General features: G+C 42.9%; 21 protein-coding genes and 1 pseudogene. 6 read left to right on the forward strand and 16 right to left on the reverse strand.

Features of this window, described 5'->3' with window-relative positions; genetic code table 11:
- Positions 1 to 251 precede the first annotated feature (251 nt).
- From ACK5MF_RS10670 to gyrA, 7 genes are all read right to left on the reverse strand, one after another.
- Entirely contained in the window at positions 252 to 1,337 is a 1,086-nt protein-coding gene (locus ACK5MF_RS10670) for a DUF1513 domain-containing protein (protein WP_416922027.1), read from the reverse strand.
- Complete coding sequence (locus ACK5MF_RS10675; RefSeq protein ID WP_416922029.1) at positions 1,318 to 2,349, reverse strand: imelysin family protein; 1,032 nt, start codon at positions 2,347 to 2,349, stop codon at positions 1,318 to 1,320. Before ACK5MF_RS10675 ends, ACK5MF_RS10670 begins: the two co-directional genes overlap by 20 nt.
- A 24-nt stretch (positions 2,350 to 2,373) precedes the next feature.
- On the reverse strand, positions 2,374 to 3,756 hold the full coding sequence (locus ACK5MF_RS10680) for a di-heme oxidoredictase family protein (protein WP_416922031.1): 1,383 nt from the start codon (positions 3,754 to 3,756) through the stop codon (positions 2,374 to 2,376).
- Positions 3,757 to 3,890: 134 nt separating this feature from the next.
- Positions 3,891 to 5,150, reverse strand: a complete 1,260-nt coding sequence (locus tag ACK5MF_RS10685; protein ID WP_416922033.1) for an imelysin family protein — start codon at positions 5,148 to 5,150, stop codon at positions 3,891 to 3,893.
- Between the two features lie 267 nt (positions 5,151 to 5,417).
- Positions 5,418 to 6,014: a GTP cyclohydrolase II gene (locus ACK5MF_RS10690; RefSeq protein WP_416922034.1), complete on the reverse strand. Its 597-nt coding sequence runs from the start codon at positions 6,012 to 6,014 to the stop codon at positions 5,418 to 5,420.
- Positions 6,015 to 6,326: 312 nt separating this feature from the next.
- Positions 6,327 to 6,494, reverse strand: a complete 168-nt coding sequence (locus ACK5MF_RS10695) for a hypothetical protein (protein ID WP_416922036.1) — start codon at positions 6,492 to 6,494, stop codon at positions 6,327 to 6,329.
- 388 nt (positions 6,495 to 6,882) lie between these two features.
- Positions 6,883 to 9,525 carry a DNA topoisomerase (ATP-hydrolyzing) subunit A gene (gyrA, locus tag ACK5MF_RS10700; RefSeq protein WP_416922039.1) on the reverse strand — a complete coding sequence of 881 codons (2,643 nt, stop codon included), beginning with the start codon at positions 9,523 to 9,525 and terminating at the stop codon, positions 6,883 to 6,885.
- 350 nt (positions 9,526 to 9,875) lie between these two features.
- Between gyrA and ubiG the strand changes: the two genes are divergently transcribed.
- From ubiG to yfaE, 4 genes are all read left to right on the forward strand, one after another.
- The gene (gene ubiG, locus ACK5MF_RS10705; protein WP_416922041.1) at positions 9,876 to 10,589 is read left to right on the forward strand and encodes a bifunctional 2-polyprenyl-6-hydroxyphenol methylase/3-demethylubiquinol 3-O-methyltransferase UbiG; all 714 of its coding nucleotides are present in this window, start codon (positions 9,876 to 9,878) and stop codon (positions 10,587 to 10,589) included.
- A 455-nt stretch (positions 10,590 to 11,044) separates the two neighbouring features.
- Positions 11,045 to 13,327, forward strand: coding sequence for a class 1a ribonucleoside-diphosphate reductase subunit alpha (gene nrdA / locus ACK5MF_RS10710; RefSeq protein WP_416922043.1), 2,283 nt, complete (start codon positions 11,045 to 11,047; stop codon positions 13,325 to 13,327).
- A gap of 72 nt (positions 13,328 to 13,399) precedes the next feature.
- A complete protein-coding gene (nrdB, locus tag ACK5MF_RS10715) occupies positions 13,400 to 14,533 on the forward strand; it encodes a class Ia ribonucleoside-diphosphate reductase subunit beta (protein WP_416922045.1) in 1,134 nt (377 codons plus the stop codon).
- Positions 14,533 to 14,811 carry a class I ribonucleotide reductase maintenance protein YfaE gene (yfaE, locus tag ACK5MF_RS10720; RefSeq protein ID WP_416922047.1) on the forward strand — a complete coding sequence of 93 codons (279 nt, stop codon included), beginning with the start codon at positions 14,533 to 14,535 and terminating at the stop codon, positions 14,809 to 14,811. Before nrdB ends, yfaE begins: the two co-directional genes overlap by 1 nt.
- 45 nt (positions 14,812 to 14,856) lie before the next feature.
- Here the strand turns inward: yfaE and ACK5MF_RS10725 are convergent, their stop codons facing one another.
- Together ACK5MF_RS10725 and ACK5MF_RS10730 are read right to left on the reverse strand one after the other, a co-directional pair.
- Positions 14,857 to 15,117: a hypothetical protein gene (locus ACK5MF_RS10725; protein WP_416922049.1), complete on the reverse strand. Its 261-nt coding sequence runs from the start codon at positions 15,115 to 15,117 to the stop codon at positions 14,857 to 14,859.
- Positions 15,118 to 15,355: 238 nt separating this feature from the next.
- Positions 15,356 to 16,594 (reverse strand): CinA family nicotinamide mononucleotide deamidase-related protein, encoded by a 1,239-nt coding sequence (locus ACK5MF_RS10730; protein WP_416922050.1) that lies wholly within the window; start codon positions 16,592 to 16,594, stop codon positions 15,356 to 15,358.
- Between the two features lie 181 nt (positions 16,595 to 16,775).
- Between ACK5MF_RS10730 and ACK5MF_RS10735 the strand changes: the two genes are divergently transcribed.
- Entirely contained in the window at positions 16,776 to 17,672 is an 897-nt protein-coding gene (locus tag ACK5MF_RS10735; RefSeq protein WP_416922052.1) for a DUF3943 domain-containing protein, read from the forward strand.
- Between the two features lie 39 nt (positions 17,673 to 17,711).
- Here ACK5MF_RS10735 and gntR read toward each other — a convergent pair whose 3' ends face one another.
- The 6 genes from gntR to ACK5MF_RS10765 form a co-directional block, all read right to left on the reverse strand.
- The gene (gene gntR, locus ACK5MF_RS10740; RefSeq protein WP_416922054.1) at positions 17,712 to 18,713 is read right to left on the reverse strand and encodes a gluconate operon transcriptional repressor GntR; all 1,002 of its coding nucleotides are present in this window, start codon (positions 18,711 to 18,713) and stop codon (positions 17,712 to 17,714) included.
- A 125-nt stretch (positions 18,714 to 18,838) separates the two neighbouring features.
- Positions 18,839 to 20,308 carry an NADP-dependent phosphogluconate dehydrogenase gene (gene gndA / locus ACK5MF_RS10745; RefSeq protein WP_416922066.1) on the reverse strand — a complete coding sequence of 490 codons (1,470 nt, stop codon included), beginning with the start codon at positions 20,306 to 20,308 and terminating at the stop codon, positions 18,839 to 18,841.
- 14 nt (positions 20,309 to 20,322) lie between these two features.
- A complete protein-coding gene (locus tag ACK5MF_RS10750) occupies positions 20,323 to 20,829 on the reverse strand; it encodes a gluconokinase (protein ID WP_416922056.1) in 507 nt (168 codons plus the stop codon).
- Between the two features lie 65 nt (positions 20,830 to 20,894).
- Positions 20,895 to 22,214: a TRAP transporter large permease gene (locus ACK5MF_RS10755; protein ID WP_416922058.1), complete on the reverse strand. Its 1,320-nt coding sequence runs from the start codon at positions 22,212 to 22,214 to the stop codon at positions 20,895 to 20,897.
- Positions 22,207 to 22,764 carry a TRAP transporter small permease subunit gene (locus ACK5MF_RS10760; RefSeq protein ID WP_416922060.1) on the reverse strand — a complete coding sequence of 186 codons (558 nt, stop codon included), beginning with the start codon at positions 22,762 to 22,764 and terminating at the stop codon, positions 22,207 to 22,209. Before ACK5MF_RS10760 ends, ACK5MF_RS10755 begins: the two co-directional genes overlap by 8 nt.
- 64 nt (positions 22,765 to 22,828) lie before the next feature.
- The gene (locus ACK5MF_RS10765) at positions 22,829 to 23,845 is read right to left on the reverse strand and encodes a TRAP transporter substrate-binding protein (RefSeq protein WP_416922062.1); all 1,017 of its coding nucleotides are present in this window, start codon (positions 23,843 to 23,845) and stop codon (positions 22,829 to 22,831) included.
- A 328-nt stretch (positions 23,846 to 24,173) separates the two neighbouring features.
- On the opposite strand from ACK5MF_RS10765, the gene ACK5MF_RS10770 reads away from it, so the two are divergent.
- Positions 24,174 to 24,686, forward strand: coding sequence for a glycine cleavage system protein R (locus ACK5MF_RS10770; protein ID WP_416922064.1), 513 nt, complete (start codon positions 24,174 to 24,176; stop codon positions 24,684 to 24,686).
- Positions 24,687 to 24,954: 268 nt separating this feature from the next.
- On the opposite strand, the pseudogene ACK5MF_RS10775 reads toward ACK5MF_RS10770, so the two are convergent.
- Positions 24,955 to 25,069, reverse strand: a pseudogene (locus ACK5MF_RS10775) (IS110 family transposase); the annotation flags it as partial.

Consider the following 25,069-nt stretch of genomic DNA (forward strand, 5'->3'; position numbering starts at 1 on the left):
CTTGGGCTTCAGGTTTAATACATAGCATAGCGACAGACCTTAGAATGTGTTCTGGTCACGACACTAATATGCAAACCAACAGGTAGCCATGTATTCCGCTACACTAATTTGTGAATGTGAGCTCTACATCTCATTGGTTGAATAATCACCAACTTATTAGCCCAATGAACTATGAGGGCGCGTATCCTGAACATAAATTTTTATTATCAAGTGTCGCGCCCTTTATTATCAAGTGTCGCGCCGCGCTACAATTAGCCTATAGCCGACCAGTGATTATCCCATTGCACATTGGAGTTTGTCGTCTTTGAGTCATGAGGATATTGGTTTGTCACAACTAAACCTGAACCTGAGCTCACCTGAAATAGTTCTCCATGAACCACCACTCCTGAAGCATCAGGTAAAGGCGCAAGTTCGACTAAGCGGCGAGTCTGCTTAGACCAGATACCATAGCAATTGCCGACCGGAGAAGTCGCCAGTATCCATTTATCTGTTGCGGCAATACTCGCGATATAATGATTGAAACGCGCCCACTCTTCAGGCTCTGCAAGTAATGACTGCATTTCTTCGCCACGGGTATGCATGGCGATTAGTGATGGCGAATCTTCTGGCTGCCCGCGATATTGTTGACCACACAGCACCGTTTCACTACCATCGTGAGCAAGATGACGAATACTCAGATGGCGGTCAGGCAGAGAGACCTGTTCTAAAACAACACCATCCATAGAGAGATAAGTCAGCGTTGGGATCATAGTCTCAATGTTTAAAGGCTCACGACCATTGGTATGAACACCTCCAACACCAATCGCCAGAGTGTCATTTGGCATGATGATCACTTCATGCGGTCCAATGCCAAACCCGCTTAGTTCGCGAATTTTCTGGTAGCCATTTTGCACATCATAGACACCAATGATACCCCGGCTTGTTCCGCGTTCACCTTCGGTTGCAAACAATAATGTACCGTCATGGGAATAAACTCCGTGGCCATAAAAGTGTCTTGTTGAACCCGAAGCATTAAGCGTAATCATCTCACCAGTTTGATAGTCAAACACCATCATAAACTCACCCGGGCGACGCCCAAAAGCTACGGCTTGAGTTAGATGGGGATGAATAGCCACACCATGACCTCTGGCAGGTAGAGCCAGTTGCGTAATAGCATGCCCTGCTTTATCAGCGATGACCACACTAAACTGGTTGCGGTTTGTTACAGCGCAACCAATCAGCGCGGGTTGTTTCAGTTCATTGCTGGCACAACCAAACGGTAGCATTGGTGCGCAGGCACCAAAGAGAGCCGCTTTTAACAACGAGCGGCGAGTATTATCAGTCACCATCTGTGGCATTAAACCCTATGATGACATTCAGCGCGACCGAAACTTCGTCATGCAATAAATATTTCAATTGATCCATTTTGTTGTATTGTGAAAGCACAGTGCGGTATCCATCCTTTGTTTGCAATAAATCAAACAAGCTAGCTTCTGCTGGCCACGTTTCGACTAGGTTTGCATACTGCGTTTTCACCCGATCGGCTAAGTCGACTAAATCACGCTCTCTCAGCATTTGATCAAGCCCATTACCATCAGACAAATACAGCGCTTGCATCGCTGCAAGATTCGCTTTTAGGTTAAGCATTGACGTTTTAGAGCGCCATGATTCGGAAAAATAAGGACGCGGTTTGCCAATATTGGCTAGTGGTCGGCTTAACTTAGACATGGAAAACTCAAGCTGATTAGAAAGCAGAGCAATGTATTCTGACTTCCATGATTGTTCATCGAGTTCTGTCCATGGGTTTGTACGCCACGCCTTTTCAATCGTATCAGCTCTGTTTGCCAAATTTTCACTGATCGCGGTTGCAGCCATACACGCTTGATCTTTTGCAGATGACAACGGCGATTGTGAGTCGTAGAGCAGCCATTCAAGTGCACCCAGACCTTGTATCGTCACGCTGTTTTGTGCAATTTCTTCTGCTGTCCAAACCTTATACTGCTGAGTAAGCCCAGTCATCTTTAAACCTGTGGTATTTTTCTTATCTGGCCAAAACTGAACATTCCAACTTTGAGCAAGCGCATTTGCAGGGCCACGCTCCTGACCTTGTAATGCCATCCACGCAAGCATAGTGCTATGCCACTGCTGTTTTATCTCTGAAATATCTACGGAATCAGCCTGACAGAACTCAGAAAACGTTTCGGCTAAAGAATGAGCTTGCAGAGAAAAATGATTTGCGGCGTGATACTCCACCAAATAAGTAGCTTGGCTTACGTGTTGAGTTTGCTGCGCGCGCGAAGCTGTCTGACTTGTTTGACAAGCCGTTAAACTCAATACCAATATGCTTGGTAAAAAAAGTTTGAAGGTCATATAACCACCTAACAAAGAATAACTTTATAAAGAATTCAAAAATGCGATTAAAGCTTCTCGTTCTTGCTCATTGAACTGAAGTACTTTTTCTTTGGCTTGTTGAGCTTCTCCACCATGCCAAAGCACCGCCTCCATAAGATTTCGAGCACGTCCATCGTGTAAGAAGTAGGTGTGATTACTGACTTCCTCGGTATAACCAATTCCCCATAATGGTGGCGTCCGCCATTCATTACCAGATGCAAGAGCTTCTGGACGACCGTCACTAAGCCCCTCTCCCATATCGTGTAACAATAAGTCTGTGTATGGATGGATAATTTGTTCTGACAGTGCCGGTCTGGAATCTACTTTAGCCGTTTTGATATCTGTTTTGTGGCAGCTATTACAGCCTATTTCGGTAAACAACTTTTTGCCATACTGTACTGACGGATCATCAACATTACGACGCACTGGCACCGCCAAGTGTTGCGAATAAAACTCAATAAAATCGAGTATATTGTCACTGACTTCTGGTTCACCACCGTTAGGCACTTGACTACAAAGTATTTGGTGCACACTGCAGTTTTCTTTTGGGAATAGACGGCTCGTCAACCCTAAATCGCCATTAAAAGCAGCGGCATTTTGCTGCATCAATGATGGTTGCCCAGCTTTCCAACCAAAGCGACCAAGTACTTTTTGATTACCACGAACATCCCAAACTCGGTTAATTCGACCAGAGATGCCGTCGTCGTTAGTGTCGTTCTCATCTTGCCAAGAGAGAATCGTCTGCTCTGGGATCGCCTCTAGTAAGCCCAGACCAATCATAGGAGGAGCAACACGTGCAGAGAATTGAGTCTGCGGATGCAGCTCGCCATAACCCAGATTTTGGATCGAAAGATGAGGTTTGCGCAGCAGTACTGGCGTCCCATCGGCAAACTTAACCACAACTTCATCATAGGAAATATGTATCGAACCTTCTGCCTTTTTTCCTGGAAGGGCGAAATCTTGTAACTGATCACCGTAGATGGGCTCTGGTACGACACCTGCTTTATCATAAATCGCTTTCTGTTCAGCGGTTTCTGCGGGAATACTTATGCGTACGAGCATAGATACCGCTTGAGTATCATTGGCTTGCGGAGGGTGACCTCGACCATCTTTAATATGGCAGTTCTGACATCCATTAGTGTTAAATAATGGGCCTAATCCATCGCGAGCATCGGTTGAAGAAGGTGCTGGGACCCAAGGATTACGAAAAAAACTGTTACCGACACTGAAATCCAGGCGCTTTGACATGGGTAAGTTTGAGGCAGGTAAAGAATAAGCATTAGGACCCGCTTTGGTTGTGCTTGTATTGCCACCAGATTTCACGTCTTCAGCCAGAGTTTGGCAAGCTACCAGACTTAACAGTAATGCTGAAAAATACGATTTCATTACATCTTTCTCATTATTATAAAAAGCAACAAACCCAATCATTAGAGCCCTTGTAAAAAGGCGTAATGATTGGGTATATGTGGACTTTCACCATGAGCTAAAGTTTGGGTGAAAGCTCACATACGGCACCGAGATTAGAACTCGTGGTCAGCGTTATCAGGGTTCAAATTATCGATACCAATAAGCATCGCAGCGCGCTCAATCGATGCCGTTTGCGCAACTAAGCCAGTAATAGCTTTGTTGACTAATGCATGACCTACTGCGTTATCTGCGGCAATAAGCTGATCAAAATGTACGTTGTTTTTCTCAGCCGAAGTCACCAACATGCCTACTGCTGCACGAGATGCTTCAAATTGTGCCAAGATATCTTTCGCTGCCGACGCATCTTTGTCAGCAACAAGATCGTTAATGCTTGGACCAGATAGCTTAGAACCATCTGTACGTGAATATGTACCAGTGTAAATGTTGTAAATACCTTGCTCGTTGAAGTAGTGGGAATTGTGAGTGTTGTCAGAGAAACAGTCATGCTCATCCTCTGTTGAGTTCGCTTCCAGAGCCACTTTCATGCGTTCGCCAGCGAGTTCACCAAGAGATAGAGAGCCCATACCGAATAACATCTTACGAATACCATTAGTTGCGGAATCAGCAACAAGCTCTTGACGGTAATTGCCTTTCTCCTCAGCAGACCACTGCCTCTCCATCCATTCTAAATCTTGCACGAGAAGCTGAACTGACGCTTTGAGGTACTGTGCGCGACGATCACAATTGCCGTTAGTACACTCTGCACCTTGCGAATAATCCGTATATGGGCGAGCACCGGCACCTGGGTTAGTACCATTTAGGTCTTGACCCCAAAGTAGGAATTCAATGGCATGGTAACCAGAAGCAACGTTAGCTTCTGAACCACCTAATTCGTTTAAACTAGCAATCAGCTCGGGAGTAATCGTTGATGCATCAATCGTTGTTGCCCCAACAGTAATAGATTTATTGCCAATGATGTTTGCGCTTGCGCCTTCGTTACCAAGCTCATATTGGTAATCTGTCGCCACGTAGTCAATCAAACCTTCATCTAAAGGCCAAGCGTTTAGTTGCCCTTCCCAGTCGTCAACGATGGCGTTACCAAAACGGAAAACTTCAGACTGTTGATACGGTACGCGTGCAGTTAACCAAGCTTTTTTAACCTCTTGCAGTTTGGCTTCTGATGGCGCTGATAGAAAAGCATTGACTGACTTTTCAAGCCCTCTTGCTGTAGATAATGAATCAGCGAATACTGCGTGTGCAATATCGGCATAATTTTCTACCACTTGTTGTTGGGTAACAGCAGCCATGCTTGCAGCACTAGCTAGGGTTAAAGAAGCAGCGAGAGATTGGACTAAAAACGATTTCACTTTCATTGAGGCATCCTTGTTGAGCAATTTTATTGTTGTTGCGCTAATTGTCGTTGTAGTGTTGACTATAGACTGTAGTGCTAATTATTCTCATTTGCACTACTAATTGCGCATCATACAATTTTACATTTCATTTGCAAGCTGTAACAAAAAAACCTCACCGATGAAGTGAGGTTTTTTATGCAAAAGTAGCTATTTTATGCAAGGATTGTTAACTTTATAGAAGAGTAGCTAGCAACAACGAATAACTGACTTTCCAGCCACAATGTTAGGTCATAGCTTTAAATTATGCTTTCCATGCAATATTTTCGCTTTCAAGTAGTTTTCATTACCAGATTTGATGTGTGCAGCCGTGTTGACCACTTCAACAATTTCAATGCCATGCTCTTTTAATTCTTTGACTTTTTTAGGGTTGTTGGTAATCAAACGTATTTTTAAAACCCCTAAAGCCTTTAACATCTGCGCTGCCTCAGTGAAATCACGTAAGTCATCACCAAAACCCAAATGATTATTCGCTTCATAGGTGTTCATACCTTGGCTCTGAAGAAGATAGGCATCAATTTTATTATAAAGTCCAATGCCTCTCCCCTCTTGACGCAGATAGAGAATGATTCCGCCAAGCTCACCCATTTTTTCTATGGTTTCTTCAAGTTGTTCACCACAATCACAACGCGATGAATGAAAAACATCACCCGTTAAACACTCAGAATGCATACGCACTAATGGAACTGCTTGAGACTTATCAACAGATTTGAAAATGACAGCAACATGCTCTTTATCTGTTTCTAATCCTTTAAATGAAAGGATTTCAGCATCAATGCTGCTTTTTGCGCCGACTTTAAAGTCAACTCTGGCTCTTACTTCCGCCATATCTGTACTCACTTCACTTAAACTTACTTATGCATAGTTGTTAATAATTTATCTTCTTTTCAAACGAAACAGCGTTAATCTTTTATCGCTATGAGAATCTATGCATTCGAATAGGTTAATCTTGTCATAACTATGGGGACTGACACCCAACTTTTCAATCAACAGATCATACCCCGTTTATCTGCTTAAGTAACCTCTAGAAACATGCTCTGAGAGAATCAGTTAAACCGATATTGTTATAATATAACAATGCCAAAAAACAGCAATAAAAAACCCAGCGGTTTAGGCTGGGTAATAAAGCATTAGACTGACTTAGCTATTTTGCGCTTTCTTCCACATAGTGAAGTCAATCCAAATTTGTTCTAGCTCTTTCAACTCTTCCGCAGTTAATAGCGATAATGTCGATTTAGACTGAGTAGAAGTATATGGCTGTAGAGAACTAATTTGTTCATAAAACGCTTCTTTCAATTTATAAATCATCAGTTGGTCCACTGCCTCAACCCATTAATCAGCATTAATTCTCAAAAATAATACCATTTAAAATTCGATTTTGTGACAAAAAGCAATTTAATGGAACTATTGTCACACTTTACATTTGATTTTTTTAGATAGTTATTCTGGATCAATTTTCTATCAACCGAACAATTACCTCACTATAGTGATCAGCCATTTTTGAATAAAATATTACGAGTTGTATTTCGCTAAAATGCATTTTCAACCTATCTAATATTAAGCAAATTTCTCTCTATACAAAGTTAATGCCTAATATAAAAATGACTGTTCAATTTAAAAATATTTCACGTTTTAATGAAATTGAAAAAAAAACCGAGTAACAAAGTACTCGGTTTTTTATTTCAGTGAAGATTAATTACTCTGAATCACTTTCGTTATCTGAATCAGAGGCGTCTGTATCAACAGCATCGCTAGGTTCTACTGACACATTTTCAATCTCGGCACCGTCCTCTCCGTCAGGAAATTCCGTTTCTTCGATTTCTTCAATGCGTTGTAGACCAACAACTTTCTCATCTTCTGCGGTACGGATAAGTGTGACACCTTGCGTATTACGACCCACTTGACTCACCTCTCCAACACGAGTACGTACTAGCGTACCTGCGTTAGTGATCATCATGAATTCATCGCCTTCTTCCACTTGAACCGCACCAATAACCAGACCGTTACGCTCAGAGACCTTAATCGATACCACACCTTGTGTTGCACGGCTCTTCGCCGGATACTCACTTAGCACGGTACGCTTACCGTAACCATTTTCAGTAACAGTCAGCACATCCCCATCAGTTTTAGGTACAATGAGAGAAACGATTTGGTCGTTGCCATTCAGTTTCATACCACGAACACCTGCCGCGGTACGTCCCATCGCACGGACCTGTTGTTCGTTAAAGCGGACAACTTTACCTGATTGAGAGAACAACATGATGTCGTTATCACCGTCGGTAATATCAACACCGATTAATGAGTCTTCATCACGTAAGTTCAGAGCAATCAAACCATTTGCACGAACATTCGAGAATTGGTCTAAAGATGTCTTCTTAACAGTACCGTCACCGGTCGCCATGAAGATAAACTTGTCTTCACTAAACTCAGTGACAGGAAGAATCGCTGTAATGCGTTCATTTTCTTCAAGTGGTAGCAAGTTAACAATTGGTTTACCACGAGCGGTGCGGCTCGCTAATGGCAATTGATATGTTTTCAGACGATAAGTCTTACCACGCGTAGAGAAACATAGAATGTTGTCATGAGTATTCGCAACGAGCAGACGTTCGATATAATCTTCGTCCTTCATGCGAGTTGCACTCTTACCACGGCCACCACGGCGTTGCGACTCGTAATCGCTTAAAAGCTGGTACTTAACGTAACCTTCATGAGACAGCGTTACGACCACATCTTCACGAGCAATAAGTTCTTCCAAGTCGATATCATGACTAGCAGCTGTAATTTCAGTACGACGAGCGTCACCAAAACCATCGCGAACCGCTTCCAATTCTTCACGGATCACTTCCATCAAACGTTCAGTGCTACCAAGAATATGTAGTAACTCTGCAATTTCTTCCAGAAGCTGTTTATATTCATCAAGGATCTTCTCATGTTCTAGACCCGTTAAACGATGTAAACGAAGTTCTAGAATTGCCTGAGCTTGTTGCTCAGTTAAGAAATATTGACCGTCACGAATACCATATTGCGCTTCTAACCACTCAGGGAGCGCCGCATCATTACCAGCACGCTCAAGCATTGCAGCAACATTGCCTAGGTCCCAACCACGTGAGATCAAACCAACTTTCGCTTCTGCTGGCGTTGGTGCTTTACGAATCAAATCGATGATGTCATCAATATTAGCAAGTGCAAGCGCTAAACCTTCTAGGATATGAGCACGTTCACGAGCTTTGCGTAATTCGAAAATAGTACGACGCGTCACCACTTCACGACGGTGATCAACGAAGCACTTAATCATCTCTTTCAGGTTAAACAGTTTCGGCTGGCCGTGTTCAAGGGCAACCATGTTAATCCCGAAAGTGGTTTGCAGTTGAGTGTTAGCGTATAAGTTGTTCAGAACAACTTCGCCCACTGCATCGCGCTTACATTCAATAACAATACGCATACCATCTTTATCAGATTCGTCGCGCAGCGCACTGATGCCTTCAACTTTTTTATCTTTTACAAGTTCTGCAATTTTCTCGATCAAGCGAGCCTTGTTCACTTGATATGGAATTTCAGAAACGATGATGGTTTCTTTGCCACTCTTATCAGCTTCAATTTCAGCTTTAGAGCGCATGTAAACTTTACCGCGACCAGTCTTATAGGCATCGATGATACCTTTACGACCACTGATCAATGCTGCGGTTGGGAAATCAGGCCCTGGGATGTGATCCATCAACTCATCAATGGTGATATCTTCATTATCGATGAATGCTAAACATCCATTCACAACTTCAGTCAAGTTGTGTGGCGGAATATTGGTTGCCATACCTACTGCGATACCTGATGCACCGTTCACAAGTAAGTTAGGAACTTTCGTTGGCAGTACCGCAGGGATCTGCTCAGTACCGTCGTAGTTATCTACGTAATCTACCGTTTCTTTATCTAAATCAGCCAACAGTTCATGGGCAATTTTAGCCATACGGACTTCGGTATAACGCATCGCCGCAGCTGAATCGCCATCAATAGAACCAAAGTTACCCTGACCATCCGCTAACATATAGCGAAGTGAGAACGGCTGCGCCATACGTACGATAGTGTCATATACAGCGCTGTCACCGTGCGGGTGATATTTACCGATTACGTCACCTACCACACGGGCAGATTTTTTATATGGTTTGTTCCAATCGTTGCCCAACACATTCATTGCAAATAGAACGCGGCGGTGTACTGGTTTTAGACCATCACGCACATCTGGAAGAGCACGACCAACGATAACTGACATCGCATAGTCTAGGTATGAACCTCGAAGCTCATCTTCAATGTTTACGGGCGTGATCTCTTTAGCTAGATCGCTCATAGAGCCTATATCCCTCTATAGTTTGATCGTTATATCCAGACAGTGAGCTATTACTATAAATAAGCCGAATAGACACTGTTTCCCAATTTCCAGATATTATTGATACTTATAAGGTGAAAAAATATAACACAACTTATTGCTGTTCTGCATAACTTTCATTGTCCTTTTATCAGGTTGTGACGTTTGGCGCTTCTAAAATGTAGAGAAATTACACACTTCTCCCATATCCAACTGATAACTGGTTAATTTTCAGCCACAATTTTACTAATCACTTTGAACAACTGGTGTGAATTATCGTTCTGGTTATAATGCCTACGTAACCACGGATGAGTATTAAAGGCAAATTCAATATGACGACAACTCAAAATCAAAACGTCGACCCTAACGAAATAAAAAAATTTGAAGATATGGCCTCCCGTTGGTGGGATCTTGATGGCGAATTTAAACCTCTTCACCAAATTAATCCTCTACGCCTAAATTACGTTCTTGAAAAAGCGGACGGTATTTTTGCGAAGAAAGTGCTCGATGTTGGCTGCGGGGGGGGCATTCTCGCTGAAAGCATGGCACGTGAAGGTGCAGATGTAACTGGCTTAGACATGGGTAAAGAACCGCTAGAAGTCGCTCGTCTCCACGCGTTAGAAACGGGTACTAAGCTCTCTTATATTCAAAGCACTATCGAAGACCACGCAAAAGAAAACCCTCAAACTTACGATGTGGTAACTTGTATGGAGATGCTTGAGCACGTACCGGATCCACTTTCGGTGATTAAGTCATGCGAAGCTTTGGTTAAGCCTAATGGCCATGTTTTCTTCTCGACGCTGAACCGTAACTTTAAATCCTACTTGTTCGCTATTGTTGGTGCTGAGAAGTTGATGAAAATCGTGCCTGAAGGTACACACGACCATGAAAAGTTTATTCGTCCTTCTGAACTACTAAAGATGATCGACCAAACACATCTTAAAGAGCAAGCTATCACAGGGTTACTCTACAACCCTCTTACCGATACTTATCGCCTAGGTAACAATGTAGATGTGAACTACATCGTACACACTCGCCTGTTCTAATTTTCTCATGCAAAATTTGAGGGCTTATGACCCTCAAATTTTTTATTAATATTGTCATTTTTATGCACATTTTTCGTGCATTCTGTTCCATTTTGATTCAACACAAATCGAAAGAAATTTCTGACAAAAGATCAAGGAATTTTTTTTTCGATCGGTTACGAATAAACCATTCTAGAAAGCTCGATTTTTTACAATCAACTCTGTTCTTAGATCATCAGTTAGTAGCTACTCACGTTTTTTTTCATTTTCTAAGTTATCCACAAAATTTCCCCTAAACTGTAACTTGCATTAACGGGTCTATAGCACTATGTTGTAACTCGAACACTGATGCACCCCTATATGTAGTGTCTAGACCACTAGATATAGGAAGAGCATAATCACGAAACCGTTAATGATTTTACAAAAATTACACTAAAAAACGGTCTTAATCAGTTTTGTTAGGGAAATGAAGCAGAATGAACCAACAACTCACTGTCACAAAGCGTGATGGCCGCAAAGAAACTATCGATCTGGATAAGATCCACCGAGTGATCACATGGGCAGCTGAAGATCTGCAAAATGTTTCTGTATCACAAGTGGAACTTAGAGCTCACATCCAGTTTTACGATGGCATTACCACATCAGACATCCATGAAACTATTATCAAATCAGCAGCCGATCTGATCTCTGAAGAGAGCCCAGATTACCAATATCTGGCGGCGCGATTAGCGGTATTCCATCTACGTAAAAAGGCTTACGGTCAATATGAGCCACCAACGCTGTTAGAACACGTTTCTTCAATGGTGGAAAAAGGCAAATATGATAAGCACCTAATGGAAGATTACACGCGTGACGATTTCATTAAGCTAGACAGCTTTATCGATCACCGTCGTGACCTAAACTTCTCTTATGCGGCGGTAAAACAGCTCGAAGGCAAATACTTTGTACAAAACCGCGTGACAGGTCAGATTTATGAGAGTGCTCAGTTCCTTTACATTCTTGTAGCGGCATGTTTGTTTGCGAAATATCCCAAAGACACACGTTTGGATTATATCAAGCGTTTCTATGATGCGACGTCAACATTCAAGATTTCTCTACCGACACCAATCATGTCTGGTGTACGTACCCCTACCCGTCAGTTCAGTTCTTGTGTTCTGATTGAGTGTGGCGACAGCCTAGATTCTATTAACGCAACAGCTAGCTCAATTGTTCGTTACGTTTCTCAACGCGCTGGCATTGGTATCAACGCTGGTCGTATTCGTGCATTGGGCTCAGAAATACGTGGTGGTGAAGCGTTCCACACAGGTTGTATTCCATTCTACAAATACTTCCAAACAGCAGTGAAATGTTGTTCTCAAGGTGGTGTTCGTGGTGGCGCAGCAACAGTGTTTTACCCTCTATGGCACGGTGAAGCTCAGTCACTACTCGTTCTTAAGAACAATCGTGGTGTTGAAGAAAACCGTGTTCGTCATATGGACTACGGTGTTCAGCTAAACAAACTGATGTACCAACGTTTAGTAGAAGGCGGAAACATTACTCTGTTCTCACCTTCTGACGTACCTGGACTTTACGATGCGTTCTTCCAAGATCAAGTCGAATTCGAACGTCTATATGTGAAGTACGAGAACGATGCTTCGATTAAGAAGACAACCGTTAAAGCTCTTGAAATGTTCACGCTACTAATGCAAGAACGTGCTTCTACAGGTCGTATTTACATTCAGAACGTTGACCACTGTAATACTCACAGCCCGTTTGATGCGAGTGTGGCTCCAGTACGTCAATCAAACCTATGTTTGGAAATTGCACTGCCAACCAAACCTTTAACTAATGTTGAAGATGACAATGGTGAAATTGCACTTTGTACTCTGTCTGCATTCAACCTAGGTTCGATTGAACATTTAGACGATTTTGAAGAGTTAGCTGACCTGGTTGTTCGTGCGCTTGATGCCCTATTAGATTATCAAGACTACCCGCTACCAGCCGCTTATAAGTCAACGATGAATCGTCGTACGCTTGGCGTAGGTGTAATTAACTACGCATACTACCTAGCGAAAAACGGCGTTAAATACTCAGACGGCAGCGCAAATGCTCTGACGCACCGTACTTTTGAAGCAATGCAATACTACTTGCTCAAAGCTTCTGTACAGCTAGCGAAAGAACAAGGTAAGTGTCCTCTATTTGACGAAACAAATTACGCGAAGGGCTTGCTACCAATCGACACGTACAAACGTGATCTAGATAAAATTTGTGATGAAGAACTTCATTACGACTGGGACGCTCTACGCCAAGAGATTCTTGAACACGGCCTACGTAACTCAACTCTGACTGCGCTAATGCCTTCGGAGACATCTTCTCAGATTTCGAATGCGACTAACGGTATCGAGCCGCCTCGTGGTTATGTATCAGTAAAAGCATCGAAAGACGGCATTTTGAAGCAAGTTGTACCAGAGTTCCTAAAATACAAAGAGAACTATGAGTTGCTTTGGAATATCGGTTCTAACGATGGTTATTTACACCTTGTTGGTATCATGCAGAAGTTCGTTGACCAAGCTATTTCCGCGAACACCAACTACGACCCTAGCAAGTTCGAATCAGGCAAAGTGCCAATGAAGAAACTGCTTCAGGACCTTCTGACGGCATACAAGTTTGGTGTGAAGACGCTGTACTACCACAACACTCGCGATGGTGCGAAAGACGAGCAAAAAGATGTGGTTCAACCACAAGATGACGACTGCGCAGGTGGCGCTTGTAAGATTTGATCTAATTGATTCGAACTTTTAACTGATTTGAATGCCCTTTGTGAATGCAAAGGGCAAAATGGATGACAGCAAATGGCTTACAGTACTTTTACTCAGAAAAAGAATAACCAACTTAAAGAACCCATGTTCCTTGGTCAGCCAGTGAACGTGGCTCGCTATGACCAGCAAAAATACGATATTTTTGAAAAGCTAATCGAAAAGCAGCTTTCGTTCTTCTGGCGCCCTGAAGAAGTCGATGTTTCAAGTGACCGTATTGATTACAACAAGTTACCTGATCATGAAAAGCACATTTTCATCTCGAACTTGAAATATCAAACGCTGCTTGATTCAATCCAAGGTCGCAGCCCTAACGTTGCCCTGCTTCCTTTGGTTTCACTGCCAGAACTGGAAACGTGGATTGAAACCTGGTCTTTCTCTGAAACGATTCACTCACGTTCATACACACACATCATCCGTAACATCGTTAATGATCCTGCGGTTGTGTTTGACGATATCGTAGAAAATGAACACATCATTAAACGTGCGAAAGACATCGCGCATTACTATGACAATCTTATTCAGTTAACTAACGATTACCACCGTTACGGCGAAGGTACACACACAGTTAATGGTGAAACAATCAAAGTAAGCCTATCTGCTTTAAAGAAACAGCTTTACCTCTGTTTGATGTCTGTAAATGCACTAGAAGCAATTCGTTTCTATGTAAGTTTTGCTTGTTCATTTGCTTTCGCAGAGCGTGAGCTCATGGAAGGTAACGCGAAAATTATTAAATTAATTGCTCGTGATGAAGCGCTGCATTTAACAGGCACTCAGCATATGATCAACCTACTGCGCAACGGCATGGATGATTTCGAGTTCTTGCAAATTGCTGAAGAGTGTAAACAAGAGTGTTTTGATCTGTTCAAAGAAGCGGCTGAGCAAGAAAAAGAGTGGTCTGAATACCTGTTCAAAGACGGCTCTATGATTGGTCTGAACAAAGATATTCTGTCTCAATACGTAGAGTACATCACTAACATCCGTATGCAAGCGGTTGGTCTTGATGCTGCCTACCCGAAATCGACTAGCAACCCTATCCCTTGGATCAATGCATGGTTGTCTTCAGACAACGTTCAGGTAGCGCCTCAGGAAGCGGAAATAAGTTCTTACCTTGTTGGGCAAATCGACAACGAAGTCGCCACAGACGATTTCGAGGGCTTCGAGCTGTAATGGCAACCATCAAAATCAACAAGATAATTACAATAGAATCTAACCCCTCGAATACGCTTCTTGAAACCATGGAGCACGCTGGATTAGAGCCAGAATACAACTGCCGCGATGGTCACTGCGGGGCGTGTCGTTGCACGCTTATCTCTGGCGAAGTTGAATATGTTGGTTTTGCTATGGCTTACACACAAGGTGATGAAATCTTGCCATGTATCTGTAAAGCTAAAACGTCACTTGAACTTACTGATGTTAATCATCAGGTTAAAGCTAAGCGCGCATGATGCTTGGCTAGAAACTTGCAATTCAATATCAAAATAGAGCCAGTGCTACGCTCTGGCTCTATTCATTCCGAATAAAATTTTATCTGCCGTTCCCATAGAAACGGATTTATGACCAATTTCCCGCCCGCCATCATCGTACAAAGACAAGCGATAGCCTGGATAGCTTGAATTGTTGTTATCAATTGGTGCATGACGCCACAGTGAAACAACATCATGATCCTCACCACTACCGGTAAGTGCTTCTCCTAACACTACTTTTTGACTTGCTATTTCGTACCATACTAAGATTTTTGATTGTGAAAACATATCCAGCCTCCTGCCGAAGTCACAGCGACGAGTTTTTAGTTTACAAACAAAATTGAGAAATTTTCGGCTTATTTATGAGACGAATTTTTACCTCTCTTAAAATCATCGGGTTAGATCTTAGACAAATTACGCATAAAAAAGGAGAGAATGTCGATTCCGGTAATAAGCCAATTATTCATCAACTTATTACCATTCACCATGCGGAAAACTAAACTAGCAAGGACCCAGAGTGTGAAAATCAACCCAAAACGCTGATTGGAAGATACATATCTTTGACCATCGTCACTGAACTGTACTTGGTGAGAATAGGTTTACCTTCTAAATAACGACGTAACATATCAGCGGCAATAGTACCTATGATTTGCTTCTGTTCACCAGATGCATAAGTGCGGTTGAACTTCACTGTTTGCCCCCACTCTCCTTGCGGAGCGGAAAGCGAAATAGTGAAATGATCATCGTTCAACATGCCTGTCACCAGGGAGAGATCCGTTGCACATTTTTCTTTAGTCGCAGCAGCTAGAGCAAATGATGCAGCCAATGGATCTTGATGGCCTAATCCCTCACCAGCTTTATGACTCAGAATCCAACTATGACCACTTAGTTTCTCAATATCATTATTACTTAGCAGCCAGTTTGATAACCAACCTTTCGTCGATTGTTCCGCAAGAGCAAGAGACATACCTTTTTCTGCCATCAAATGACCAAGGTGCTCCAGCATAGGCTCATCTACGCTCACAACATGTTGCTCTAAGTGTGCATAAATCATTTGCAGCAGCTTAACACGGATATCCAAATCATTACGGGGACCAAACAGCTTTACTTCGATGAAAGGCAAATATGAGCGATACCCAAGAGCATATCCCTCAGGCAGTTGAAGTTTGTCCAATTTATCGGATATCCCAGATTCAGTTGTACCGAATGTGTAAAGCCGACTGCATTCCAACCCCGCTTGCTGAGGAAACTGTTGTTGTAGATCGGGAAGAATTTGCTCGGCGACCATCTTTTTGAATTCTTTTGGCACTCCAGGTGTAAAGTAAAACCAACAGTCGTTGATTTGAACTTTGAATCCACATGCGGTACCAATAGGGTTGTCGAGAATGATCGCTTTTTCCGGCAACATCGCTTGCTTAACATTGCTTTCTGGCATCTTAATTTTACGTTGCGTAAAAAACGCTTCCAGTTTCTCTAACCACTCAGGAAACAACCTCAGTTGTTGTTCTGCAGCTAATGCTGCACATTCAGAGCTTAAATCATCTGTGGTTGGGCCTAAACCACCGTTTACCACCACAATGTCTGTATTGAAACTCAGCATCAGCAGTTCTTCCACTAATGCTGTTTTGGCATCGCCAACGGTTGAGCGTTTACTTAATTCAAATCCATGCTGGAAAAACTCTCGAGATAGCCAAGCAGCGTTAGTGTCAACAATGTCTCCATGCAAGACTTCTTCACCAGTGCTTAGCATTGCAATTTTGAGCATATACTTACCCTTAAATTATGTAGCTAACCTATACTCGGTTACATAACATTCACTATATCCTCTGGATATATGTTAATTCTCCAGAAGTTTTCCGTTAATGTGCAATTTGATGTTTCCATGCCCAAAACTTTAATGGATAATTGTGATATTGATCATTAAAAACAGCGTCTTGGAGCCTTTTGTGCTAAAGAAAACCTTCACAGTTCTCATATTTTTAGTTTCAGCTTGTGCGAATGCGAGCCAGTACTTTGAGAGTCAACCCCTTGAACCTGACTACTCAGTAAGCTGTGCGAATCCTTTTTGCTCTTTTAATACACCATATTCATATCAAGCACCATCACCGTTTGCAATGAGCCTTTCTGAGCAGCAAGAGTTACAAATCGATGAGCCTCTGCCACGCTATCTTACCGTTTCTAATGAACGTGATTCAGAATACCTGAGACAACAAACATACACCATCTTAGGTCTGAGTGTTGCGACGGTTGCGTTTATGACACTTCTTCCAGAATCGGTAACTAAATGGGATGAAGAAGATCGTAACCTCAGTGGCTTAGGTCAGAAATGGAAAGATAACGTTTCTGACGGTCCTGTATGGGACAGAGATGAACACTACTTGAACTATATAATGCACCCTTATTTTGGCGGTGTTTACTATACTGCCGCACGTCATGCCGGATACAACGAATTTGAATCGTTCTTATACTCAGCGACCATGTCTGCTTTCTTCTGGGAATATGGCGTCGAAGCATTCGCAGAAGTTCCTTCGTGGCAGGATCTCTTTATCACACCTTTTTTTGGTGCCGTGGTCGGTGAAATTATGTTTGAAACTGAACAGGAAATTGTTGCCAACGGCGGTGAAGTGTTAGGCTCAGAAACCATGGGCAACATCAGTTTATTCTTCCTTAACCCTGTTGGTCACATTCACGGTTGGGTCAGCGATGCCTGGGGTGGTTCAGCGGAATTTCAACTACAAACAGACCCGTGGTATGGCAACAGCGATGCTGCGAACTTTGCACTAAGTTCTGGCGTACCTTACGACGACCAATTCTACTCTTTGAACTTTAAAGTGACGTTCTAATCTCGGTGTTTGACATTTAAAAGCGCTGTGTTGGCGCTTTTAAATGCTCTCCCCCAACTCAATTCTGTAGCCAAGATCGATACACTGTTGGTATTCCTTCTCGCCATTGAGTCGATTCATAATCTCCCTAGCAGCTATCTGGCCGATTTGTTCACGTGGTGTAACTACTGTTGCTAACCTTGGTGTCATAGCCTGACTGATATCGTGCCCATGAAAGCCTGCGATAGATATTTGCTTAGGAACAGAAATATTTCGCCTTACACACTCGTAAAATGCGCCAATTGCCAGGTCATCGTTGGTACAAAATATACCGTCAACCTGAGGATGCTTTTTAATTGCATCACCCAATAACTTTGCACCCAATGTGAACGATGACGCTGCTTCCGTTTGCAGAGCCAAAGGTTCTAAGCCAGCTTCACTCAAAGCTTGATTAAAACCAGACATTTTTTGACGGGTACGTTCATCCATTCGAGCTGCTAAATAGACAATCTGTTTACATCCTTTTGCCAACATTACTTTTGTCATATCTTTCGCAGCTGAAAAGTTGTCAAAACCCACCGCTTGTTCAATCCTCGGTGAAATTGAATCCATAATTTCCACCACCGGAATAGACGCAGTTTGCAGCATTTTTTTAACGCGCTCAGTATGAACATTTTCGGAAAGGATAATGGCATCAACGTTATAGGAGAGTAACGAAGCTACACTCTGCTCTTCTAATTCGGAACTATAGCCATAGTGAGCCAACATGGTTTGATAGCCAGCCGGTCCTGTGACCTGTTCTATACCACGAATGACTTCTGCAAATACTTGGTTGGTTAATGACGGAACAAGAACGCCAATCGCATGGCTTTTCGCATTGGATAAGATGTCTGGAGCTCGATTGGGGATATAGCCAAGCTCATCCACTGCCGCGAAAACCTTTTCTTGCACAGCAGACGAAACTGAATTTGGGTCACGTAGACAGCGGCTGACTGTCATTTTGGTCACTCCGACTAAATTTGCTACATCCTGTAGCGTCGGGCGTTTTTTCTTACTTACCATAAATAATTGTTCTCTTTGTTACTGGTAACATTGTACTCAAGAGCTCAATAGAGAAATAGGTTTAATCGCACTTATTTATTTGACTCTGTTATCAAAAAAGCGCCCAGATAAAAGGCGCTTATTGATTAACGTTTAGTTTCTAGTCGAGTTTCACTTTCCCAAAGCAAATGAAACTTATCTGTAGATGGCTCATCCACCCGCGCATAAGTATGTGCCCCAAAGTAATCTCGCTGTGCTTGCAGCAAATTAGCCGGAGATTGTGAGCTTGACAAAGCATCGTAGTAATTCAATGCTGAAGTCATTGCTGGCATAGCAACACCGGATAATATCGCCTGCGCACTGCACGTTCTCCATCCCAATACACGTTTGGAAAGCTGCTTAATAAAATCTTCAGCAAATAACAGATGTTCAAGTTTCGAATTTTGTTCATATACAGCAACAATGTTTTGCAAGAATGCCGCGCGGATAATGCAGCCAGAACGCCATATTCTTGCAATGTCTGAGAAATTGAGCTGCCAGCCCTCAAGCTCGGATTTACTCTTGAGTAAGTCAAAACCTTGGGCATAAGTGACTAATTTCGCGCAATACAAACCATCCTCTAGTCCTTTCAGGGCTTGTGTCTTGTTTTCTAAGCAAGTTTGCGTCACTGAAGGTAGTATGGAAGAGGCTTTTACTCGACGCTGTTTGTTGGCACTCAGAGATCGGGCAAACACAGCCTGAGCGATGGTTGTCGCAGGGCTTCCCATTTGCAACGCATTGACCGCTGTCCATAACCCAGTCCCTTTTTGCTCCGCCACATCCAGAATCATATCCACCAGCGAATTACCCGTTCTTAGGTCTTGTTGCTTGAGTATGTCGGCACTGATTTCCATCAGATAGCTGTTGAGTACACCTTGGTTCCAAACCGTAAACACTTCACCAATTTCAGCAGCTGACATCTGCAAAACTTGGCGCATGTACTGATACGCTTCACAGATAATTTGCATATCGGCATATTCAATGCCGTTGTGCACCATCTTCACGTAATGCCCTGCACCAGCCGGACCTAAATATGCAGCACATGCCTCACCTGACTGATGAGAATCGATGGATAAACCCTGCGAATCGACCTTAGCGGCAATTGCAGTCCACATAGGCTCCACGTGCTTCCATGCAACAGGATCACCACTTGCCATTAATGATGGACCGTGTCGAGCACCTTGTTCACCACCAGAAACCGCAGTACTGAAGAATCGCAGACGACCAGAAAAAACTTCTTCTCTACGTTCAGAGTCGGTCCACAAACTGTTACCAGTATCAATAACAATGTCTTGCGCTTCTAAGCCATTTTGCAGCAGTTGCTCGATAACTTGATCAACGATTTCTCCGGCAGGAACCGATAAAGCAATCACTCTTGGTGTTGCCAAGCAAGAGAGCAGATCCTTAAGGCTCTGCGCTATTTTGAACTGTCCTTTGTTGGGATTTAAGGAAAGCGCCTTAGCTTCTTTATCTGCCCGTAAGCCGTGGCTTTGGCTTAAGTCAAAACCTACCACTGAAAATCCGTGGTCAAGCAGATTAAGCGCAAGACTTTTGCCCATTACGCCTAATCCAATCATTGCAATCTGATAACTCAAGCGCTTTCTCCTTTATTACGAAGCCCTTGAAGCGCCTGCTCTAGCACCTCTTCCATAGAGGATGAAACATCAACAAAAATGGCTTCGTCAGTTTCAGGCTCAATCAATGTATCAAACTGACTTTTCAACATCTTCTCACCATGGAAATAGTGATTTTCGCGCTGTGATAAGCGAGCCCAAATGGTGTCGAAGTCTCCCTGGAGATAGACAATAGCTAAGTCATCATTGTTGTTACGCAGAATGTCTCTGTATTCTGGCTTTAAAGCAGAGCAAGCGATCACCGCAGACTCATGTTTTAAAAACAGACTATTCAAACGTTGCAACCAACCTATACGGTCATCATCAGTAAGAGGAATCCCTTTCTTCATTTTTTCTACACTCTGCTCAGAGTGGTAGTCATCACCGTCATAAAACTTCAGGTTCAATGCATTGGCGATAGCGCTCCCTACTGAACTCTTACCGCAACCTGAAACGCCCATAACCAATATTTTTTTTGGGTTCATTGAACACATTTCCCTAGACTACTTACACCGTAGTCGCCTTACTAAATTCAATAAAATAAATTGCTTTATTTCCACCACATCGCGAGTTGTGGGAAAGCAATGACCAAACCCAGAACAAAAATTTGCATGAATATGAATGGCACCAGCGAACGGAAGATCTCCCCTAGGCTGATTTCTTTTGGCGCTACCGATTTCAAGTAGAACGCAGCGGGACCAAATGGCGGTGACAAGAAAGAAACCTGCATGTTCAAACAGAACACAACACCAAACCAAATTGGGTCAAAACCCAGGTTAGAGATGATTGGCACGAAAATTGGCATAGTTAATAATGCTACACCCACCCAGTCTAAGAACATCCCGAGAACTAGCAAAATTACCATCATAATCAGAAGAGTCGCAAATGCACCGCCACCAGAAAGTGTCAAAATGGTTTCTTCAACGAAATCAATACCACCCATTAGGTTGTAAACACCCACTAATGCGCTTGCACCGATACCAATCCAGATAATCATCCCACAGGTACGCATTGTTGCCATTGCGCTTTCTCGTAACATCTGCCAACTCATTTCCTTACGGATAATGGCACTGATCATGATACCTACAACACCTAATGCTGACGCTTCAGTAACAGAAGCAACGCCGGTATAGATACTGCCTAGGACAACAGCCACGGATAAAAGTGGGAAAAATAGCGCTTTGAAATAGCTTGGTTTTCCTTGCTCAGCAGCCAAGTCTTCATCGCTGAAATCTGGTGCGAGTGAGGGATTGATGTAACAGCGGATAAGCACATACGAGATATAACACGCCGCTAGTATGAATGCGGGTAAAAAAGCTGCTTTAAAGAGATCACCGATGGATACGCTAGCTGTCATACCGTAGATAATCAAAACGATGCTTGGGGGCAACATTGTTCCCAGTGCCCCACCCGCACACGTGGTACCAATCGCTAGTTTGCGGTCATAACCCAAACGCAGCATTTGTGGCAGTGCCAAAATGCCCAGCAGAACGGTTTCACCGCCAATAACGCCTGACATTGAAGCTAACAATACCGCAACTAACAGTGTTTGAACCGCTACACCACCACGAACTTTACGACCAACAGATTTCATCGCATCGAATAGGTCGCGAGCGATACCAGAGCGGTCCAACATGGCGGCCATTAATACGAACATCGGAATCGCTAAGAAAATGTAGTCCGATGCGAAGCTATACATACGGCTGGTGACCAAAGGAATCGCGTCAACACCAAACCAGCCTAGAGTAAATATAATAGCGACAAAACAGGTTACAAACGCAAGCTGCATACCGGTCAGCAATAAGCCGATCATCAGTACCAGCATGAGCAAACTGCCCCATTCAATACCAATAGAAGATAAATCAAACATCGTGTTTATTCCTTAAGGCTTGAATTTCTTGAATCATATGCAGGATAAACTGCACAACCAAAATAACTAAGGTGATAAAAATAACCGCTTTGAGAAGTGCTGGATAAGGCGGGTTGAACGCGGAGCCAGATGTTTCTAAGCGCATCTCGCCCCATGGTGTAAACCATGCACTTTCTACCGTGATATAAGAGGCATAAGCCATCATTAATGCGAACGCCAAGCCAACAATGTGGTGCACCATATTGAGATAATGCTTAGCGCGCTTGGAAACATGGTCATAGATCAGAACAACTCGGACATGTTTGTTCGAAGCCATTGCATACACACCACCAAAAACAAACAGACATCCACCGATAAACGCTGCCGTTTCATGTACCCACATCGTTGGCGAATCGAAAAGATAACGCATAACCACTTCGTAGAAAGAAATTACGACAGTAAAAAGAAACAGCAAGCTAAGGGTATTACCGATACGTATGATTGCTCTGTCTAGTGCATTCTTTGGCTGGTCATCAAGGTGTGATGTAGCCTCTAGCTTATTCTCGCTCATAACGAACTCTTTTTGTGAAATGAGAGGGCCAAAACACCCTCTCTAAATAAAGGAAATACTTCGTTTACAGTAGGTCGTTCTTTTCTAGGAACGTCGTCACTGATTGGTAAACCTTTTGTGCATTAGGTGAACGCTCAGCAAACACTTTCCATTGCTCACGAGCGATAGAACGGAATTTCTTACGCTCTTCATCAGACCAGTTGTGAATCGTGATGTTTGGATTCGCGTTCGCCTCTTTTACTGCCGCTTGGTCAGCAATTTTTAGCTGAGTTGTGATGTCGTAGGAGAAATCACGTACTGATGTCTTGAGGATTTGTTGCAAATCTTCAGGCATATTGTCCCATTTTTTCTGACTGATAGAGATATCGATCAACGGTAGAGAGTGGAAGCCAGGTTGAACTGGGTGAGTTGCAACATCGTTCATACCCGCTTTTTGGTTGGTAGAAAATACCGTGTAGTCCGCTGCATCGATAACGCCTTTGCTTAGACCTGTGAAAACTTCTGAACCCGGTAGGTTTACTGGCGTAGCACCAGCCGCTGCAAATACTTGCTGCACCAGACCTTCAGGAGCACGTAACTTCAGACCTTTCAGATCAGCAACGCTATCAAGCGGCTTTTTAGAGACGAGCGATTCAACACCTGTCGTTGATGCGCCAATGAATTTAACGCCATACGGCTTATAAAGCTCAGTTAGAAGCTCATTACCACCACCGTAGTTCATGTATTGAAGAAGTTGCGTTGTGTCAGACCAAGCACCAACCATGTTACCTAGTAGACCAAAGGCTGGATCTTGACCAGAGAAGAATTCTGTCGCAGTCACATGACCGTCGAGAATACCCATCTTAATCGAGCTAAGAGTTTCAGTGTGTTTGACCACTGCTCCCACTGGCAACAAGTCAATGTCGATACGTCCACCAGACATTTTTTCAACGTTATCAGCCCATACTTGCTGAATTTGGAAGTTACGGTCACCTGATGGATCAGAAGACTGAATTTTTAATTTGAAGTCGGCTGCCATAGCAGACATGGAAACCAAGCCTGTTACCGCAGTAGCGATCAGCGTTCTCGTCATAGCTTTCATTTATCTATCCTTATTTGCTTCACGTAAATACCGGATTATATTTTTATGTTACCGGTAACCTTAGATATCAATGTTACCGGTAACTGTTATTTAAAGTCTATGCGGACGATCACAGGATTTAAACAATAATTAACAAAGCCATCATTTTTGTGAGCGAGCTATTAACAGGTTCAACAACGAAACACGCTAACAATTGTGCTGAGGGTTAAATAAATGAAATTAATGGAATATCGCGACAGCAAAAAATTGACCTTGGTCAAGCCTCTATGAGGCAAAACGCCTAAACTCAGATAGAAAAGTGATTATGTATAATGTTCGGAGGCCGTATATGAATTGTACCTTTATTGTAAGTTTCGTTGGAAACGCAACACCCGCAACAATCAAATCTTTGGCCGCTGCGACAAATGAAAAAAGTGGTAAGTGGCTTATTAGTAAAGTTAACTTTATTGAAGACCAGGTTGCTGCAGTCATTAAAATTGAAATACCAAAAGAACACGCTGACGTGGTAAAAGAAGCCTTCTACGCAACACCAGATCTATTAGTAAAAATTGTGGATGTCGCTGAGCATGTCCAGTTAGAAGACAAGATTTACCAACTACGAATTGATTCAAATGACCGTTACGGTGTAGTCAATGAGATTACTCACGTGCTTGATGAACAAGAAGTACATATTCTTGATATGGATTGTCAACGCGTGTTTATCGCTGGCGGTGGTGGTGTGAGTTCAAGCTTGTTTACTGCTAACTTAGCCGTTCGTTTACCTGTTGAACGTCAATTGAATGATGTAGTGAGCGAACTGGAATCTTTAAGTGAAGATACTCGTGTAATTGTTGAGTCATGAGCTTATACCATATATGGACCCTCTCTTATTGCAAGAGACAATCATGATAATTTCTGATACTCAATTGCTCCCATATATTCGGCTTTGGGTATCAGATTACCCGCCTTGATGGATATCCGAACCTAGCTATCATATCATTCGTCGCGGCGTCCATGAGCCCTGGGTATAACCTGATTGGAACTAGGTGGTTATGAGCCTTCAATCATCATATTGTTTCTTTGGCAATTTGTTGAAAAGGTACCTCTGGTTATTCACTCATTGATTATTGTTAGACTGTTTGAATCTTGTAATCTTCTTGTCTACTGACCATAGCCCAAGCAATCCTTGCCATTTTGTTTGCAAGTGCGACACAAGCTTTGTTAAAACCGGCTCGTGCTTCCAAA

It is taken from the genome of Vibrio sp. (assembly GCF_047973365.1).
Classification (GTDB): domain Bacteria; phylum Pseudomonadota; class Gammaproteobacteria; order Enterobacterales; family Vibrionaceae; genus Vibrio.

What these genes read in the sequence shown, in the direction of transcription:
- ACK5MF_RS10675 (WP_416922029.1), bottom strand. Translation starts at nt 2,349, where the DNA reads ATGACCTTCAAACTTTTTTTACCAAGCATATTGGTATTGAGTTTAACG.
- ACK5MF_RS10755 (WP_416922058.1), bottom strand. Translation starts at nt 22,214, where the DNA reads ATGTTTGATTTATCTTCTATTGGTATTGAATGGGGCAGTTTGCTCATG.
- nrdA (WP_416922043.1), top strand. Translation starts at nt 11,045, where the DNA reads ATGAACCAACAACTCACTGTCACAAAGCGTGATGGCCGCAAAGAAACT.
- ACK5MF_RS10765 (WP_416922062.1), bottom strand. Translation starts at nt 23,845, where the DNA reads ATGAAAGCTATGACGAGAACGCTGATCGCTACTGCGGTAACAGGCTTG.
- ACK5MF_RS10730 (WP_416922050.1), bottom strand. Translation starts at nt 16,594, where the DNA reads ATGCTCAAAATTGCAATGCTAAGCACTGGTGAAGAAGTCTTGCATGGA.
- gyrA (WP_416922039.1), bottom strand. Translation starts at nt 9,525, where the DNA reads ATGAGCGATCTAGCTAAAGAGATCACGCCCGTAAACATTGAAGATGAG.
- yfaE (WP_416922047.1), top strand. Translation starts at nt 14,533, where the DNA reads ATGGCAACCATCAAAATCAACAAGATAATTACAATAGAATCTAACCCC.
- ACK5MF_RS10770 (WP_416922064.1), top strand. Translation starts at nt 24,174, where the DNA reads ATGAATTGTACCTTTATTGTAAGTTTCGTTGGAAACGCAACACCCGCA.
- ACK5MF_RS10685 (WP_416922033.1), bottom strand. Translation starts at nt 5,150, where the DNA reads ATGAAAGTGAAATCGTTTTTAGTCCAATCTCTCGCTGCTTCTTTAACC.
- gntR (WP_416922054.1), bottom strand. Translation starts at nt 18,713, where the DNA reads ATGGTAAGTAAGAAAAAACGCCCGACGCTACAGGATGTAGCAAATTTA.
- ACK5MF_RS10690 (WP_416922034.1), bottom strand. Translation starts at nt 6,014, where the DNA reads ATGGCGGAAGTAAGAGCCAGAGTTGACTTTAAAGTCGGCGCAAAAAGC.
- ACK5MF_RS10725 (WP_416922049.1), bottom strand. Translation starts at nt 15,117, where the DNA reads ATGTTTTCACAATCAAAAATCTTAGTATGGTACGAAATAGCAAGTCAA.
- nrdB (WP_416922045.1), top strand. Translation starts at nt 13,400, where the DNA reads ATGGCTTACAGTACTTTTACTCAGAAAAAGAATAACCAACTTAAAGAA.
- ACK5MF_RS10750 (WP_416922056.1), bottom strand. Translation starts at nt 20,829, where the DNA reads ATGAACCCAAAAAAAATATTGGTTATGGGCGTTTCAGGTTGCGGTAAG.
- ACK5MF_RS10680 (WP_416922031.1), bottom strand. Translation starts at nt 3,756, where the DNA reads ATGAAATCGTATTTTTCAGCATTACTGTTAAGTCTGGTAGCTTGCCAA.
- ACK5MF_RS10695 (WP_416922036.1), bottom strand. Translation starts at nt 6,494, where the DNA reads ATGATTTATAAATTGAAAGAAGCGTTTTATGAACAAATTAGTTCTCTA.
- ACK5MF_RS10670 (WP_416922027.1), bottom strand. Translation starts at nt 1,337, where the DNA reads ATGCCACAGATGGTGACTGATAATACTCGCCGCTCGTTGTTAAAAGCG.
- ubiG (WP_416922041.1), top strand. Translation starts at nt 9,876, where the DNA reads ATGACGACAACTCAAAATCAAAACGTCGACCCTAACGAAATAAAAAAA.
- gndA (WP_416922066.1), bottom strand. Translation starts at nt 20,308, where the DNA reads ATGATTGGATTAGGCGTAATGGGCAAAAGTCTTGCGCTTAATCTGCTT.
- ACK5MF_RS10760 (WP_416922060.1), bottom strand. Translation starts at nt 22,764, where the DNA reads ATGAGCGAGAATAAGCTAGAGGCTACATCACACCTTGATGACCAGCCA.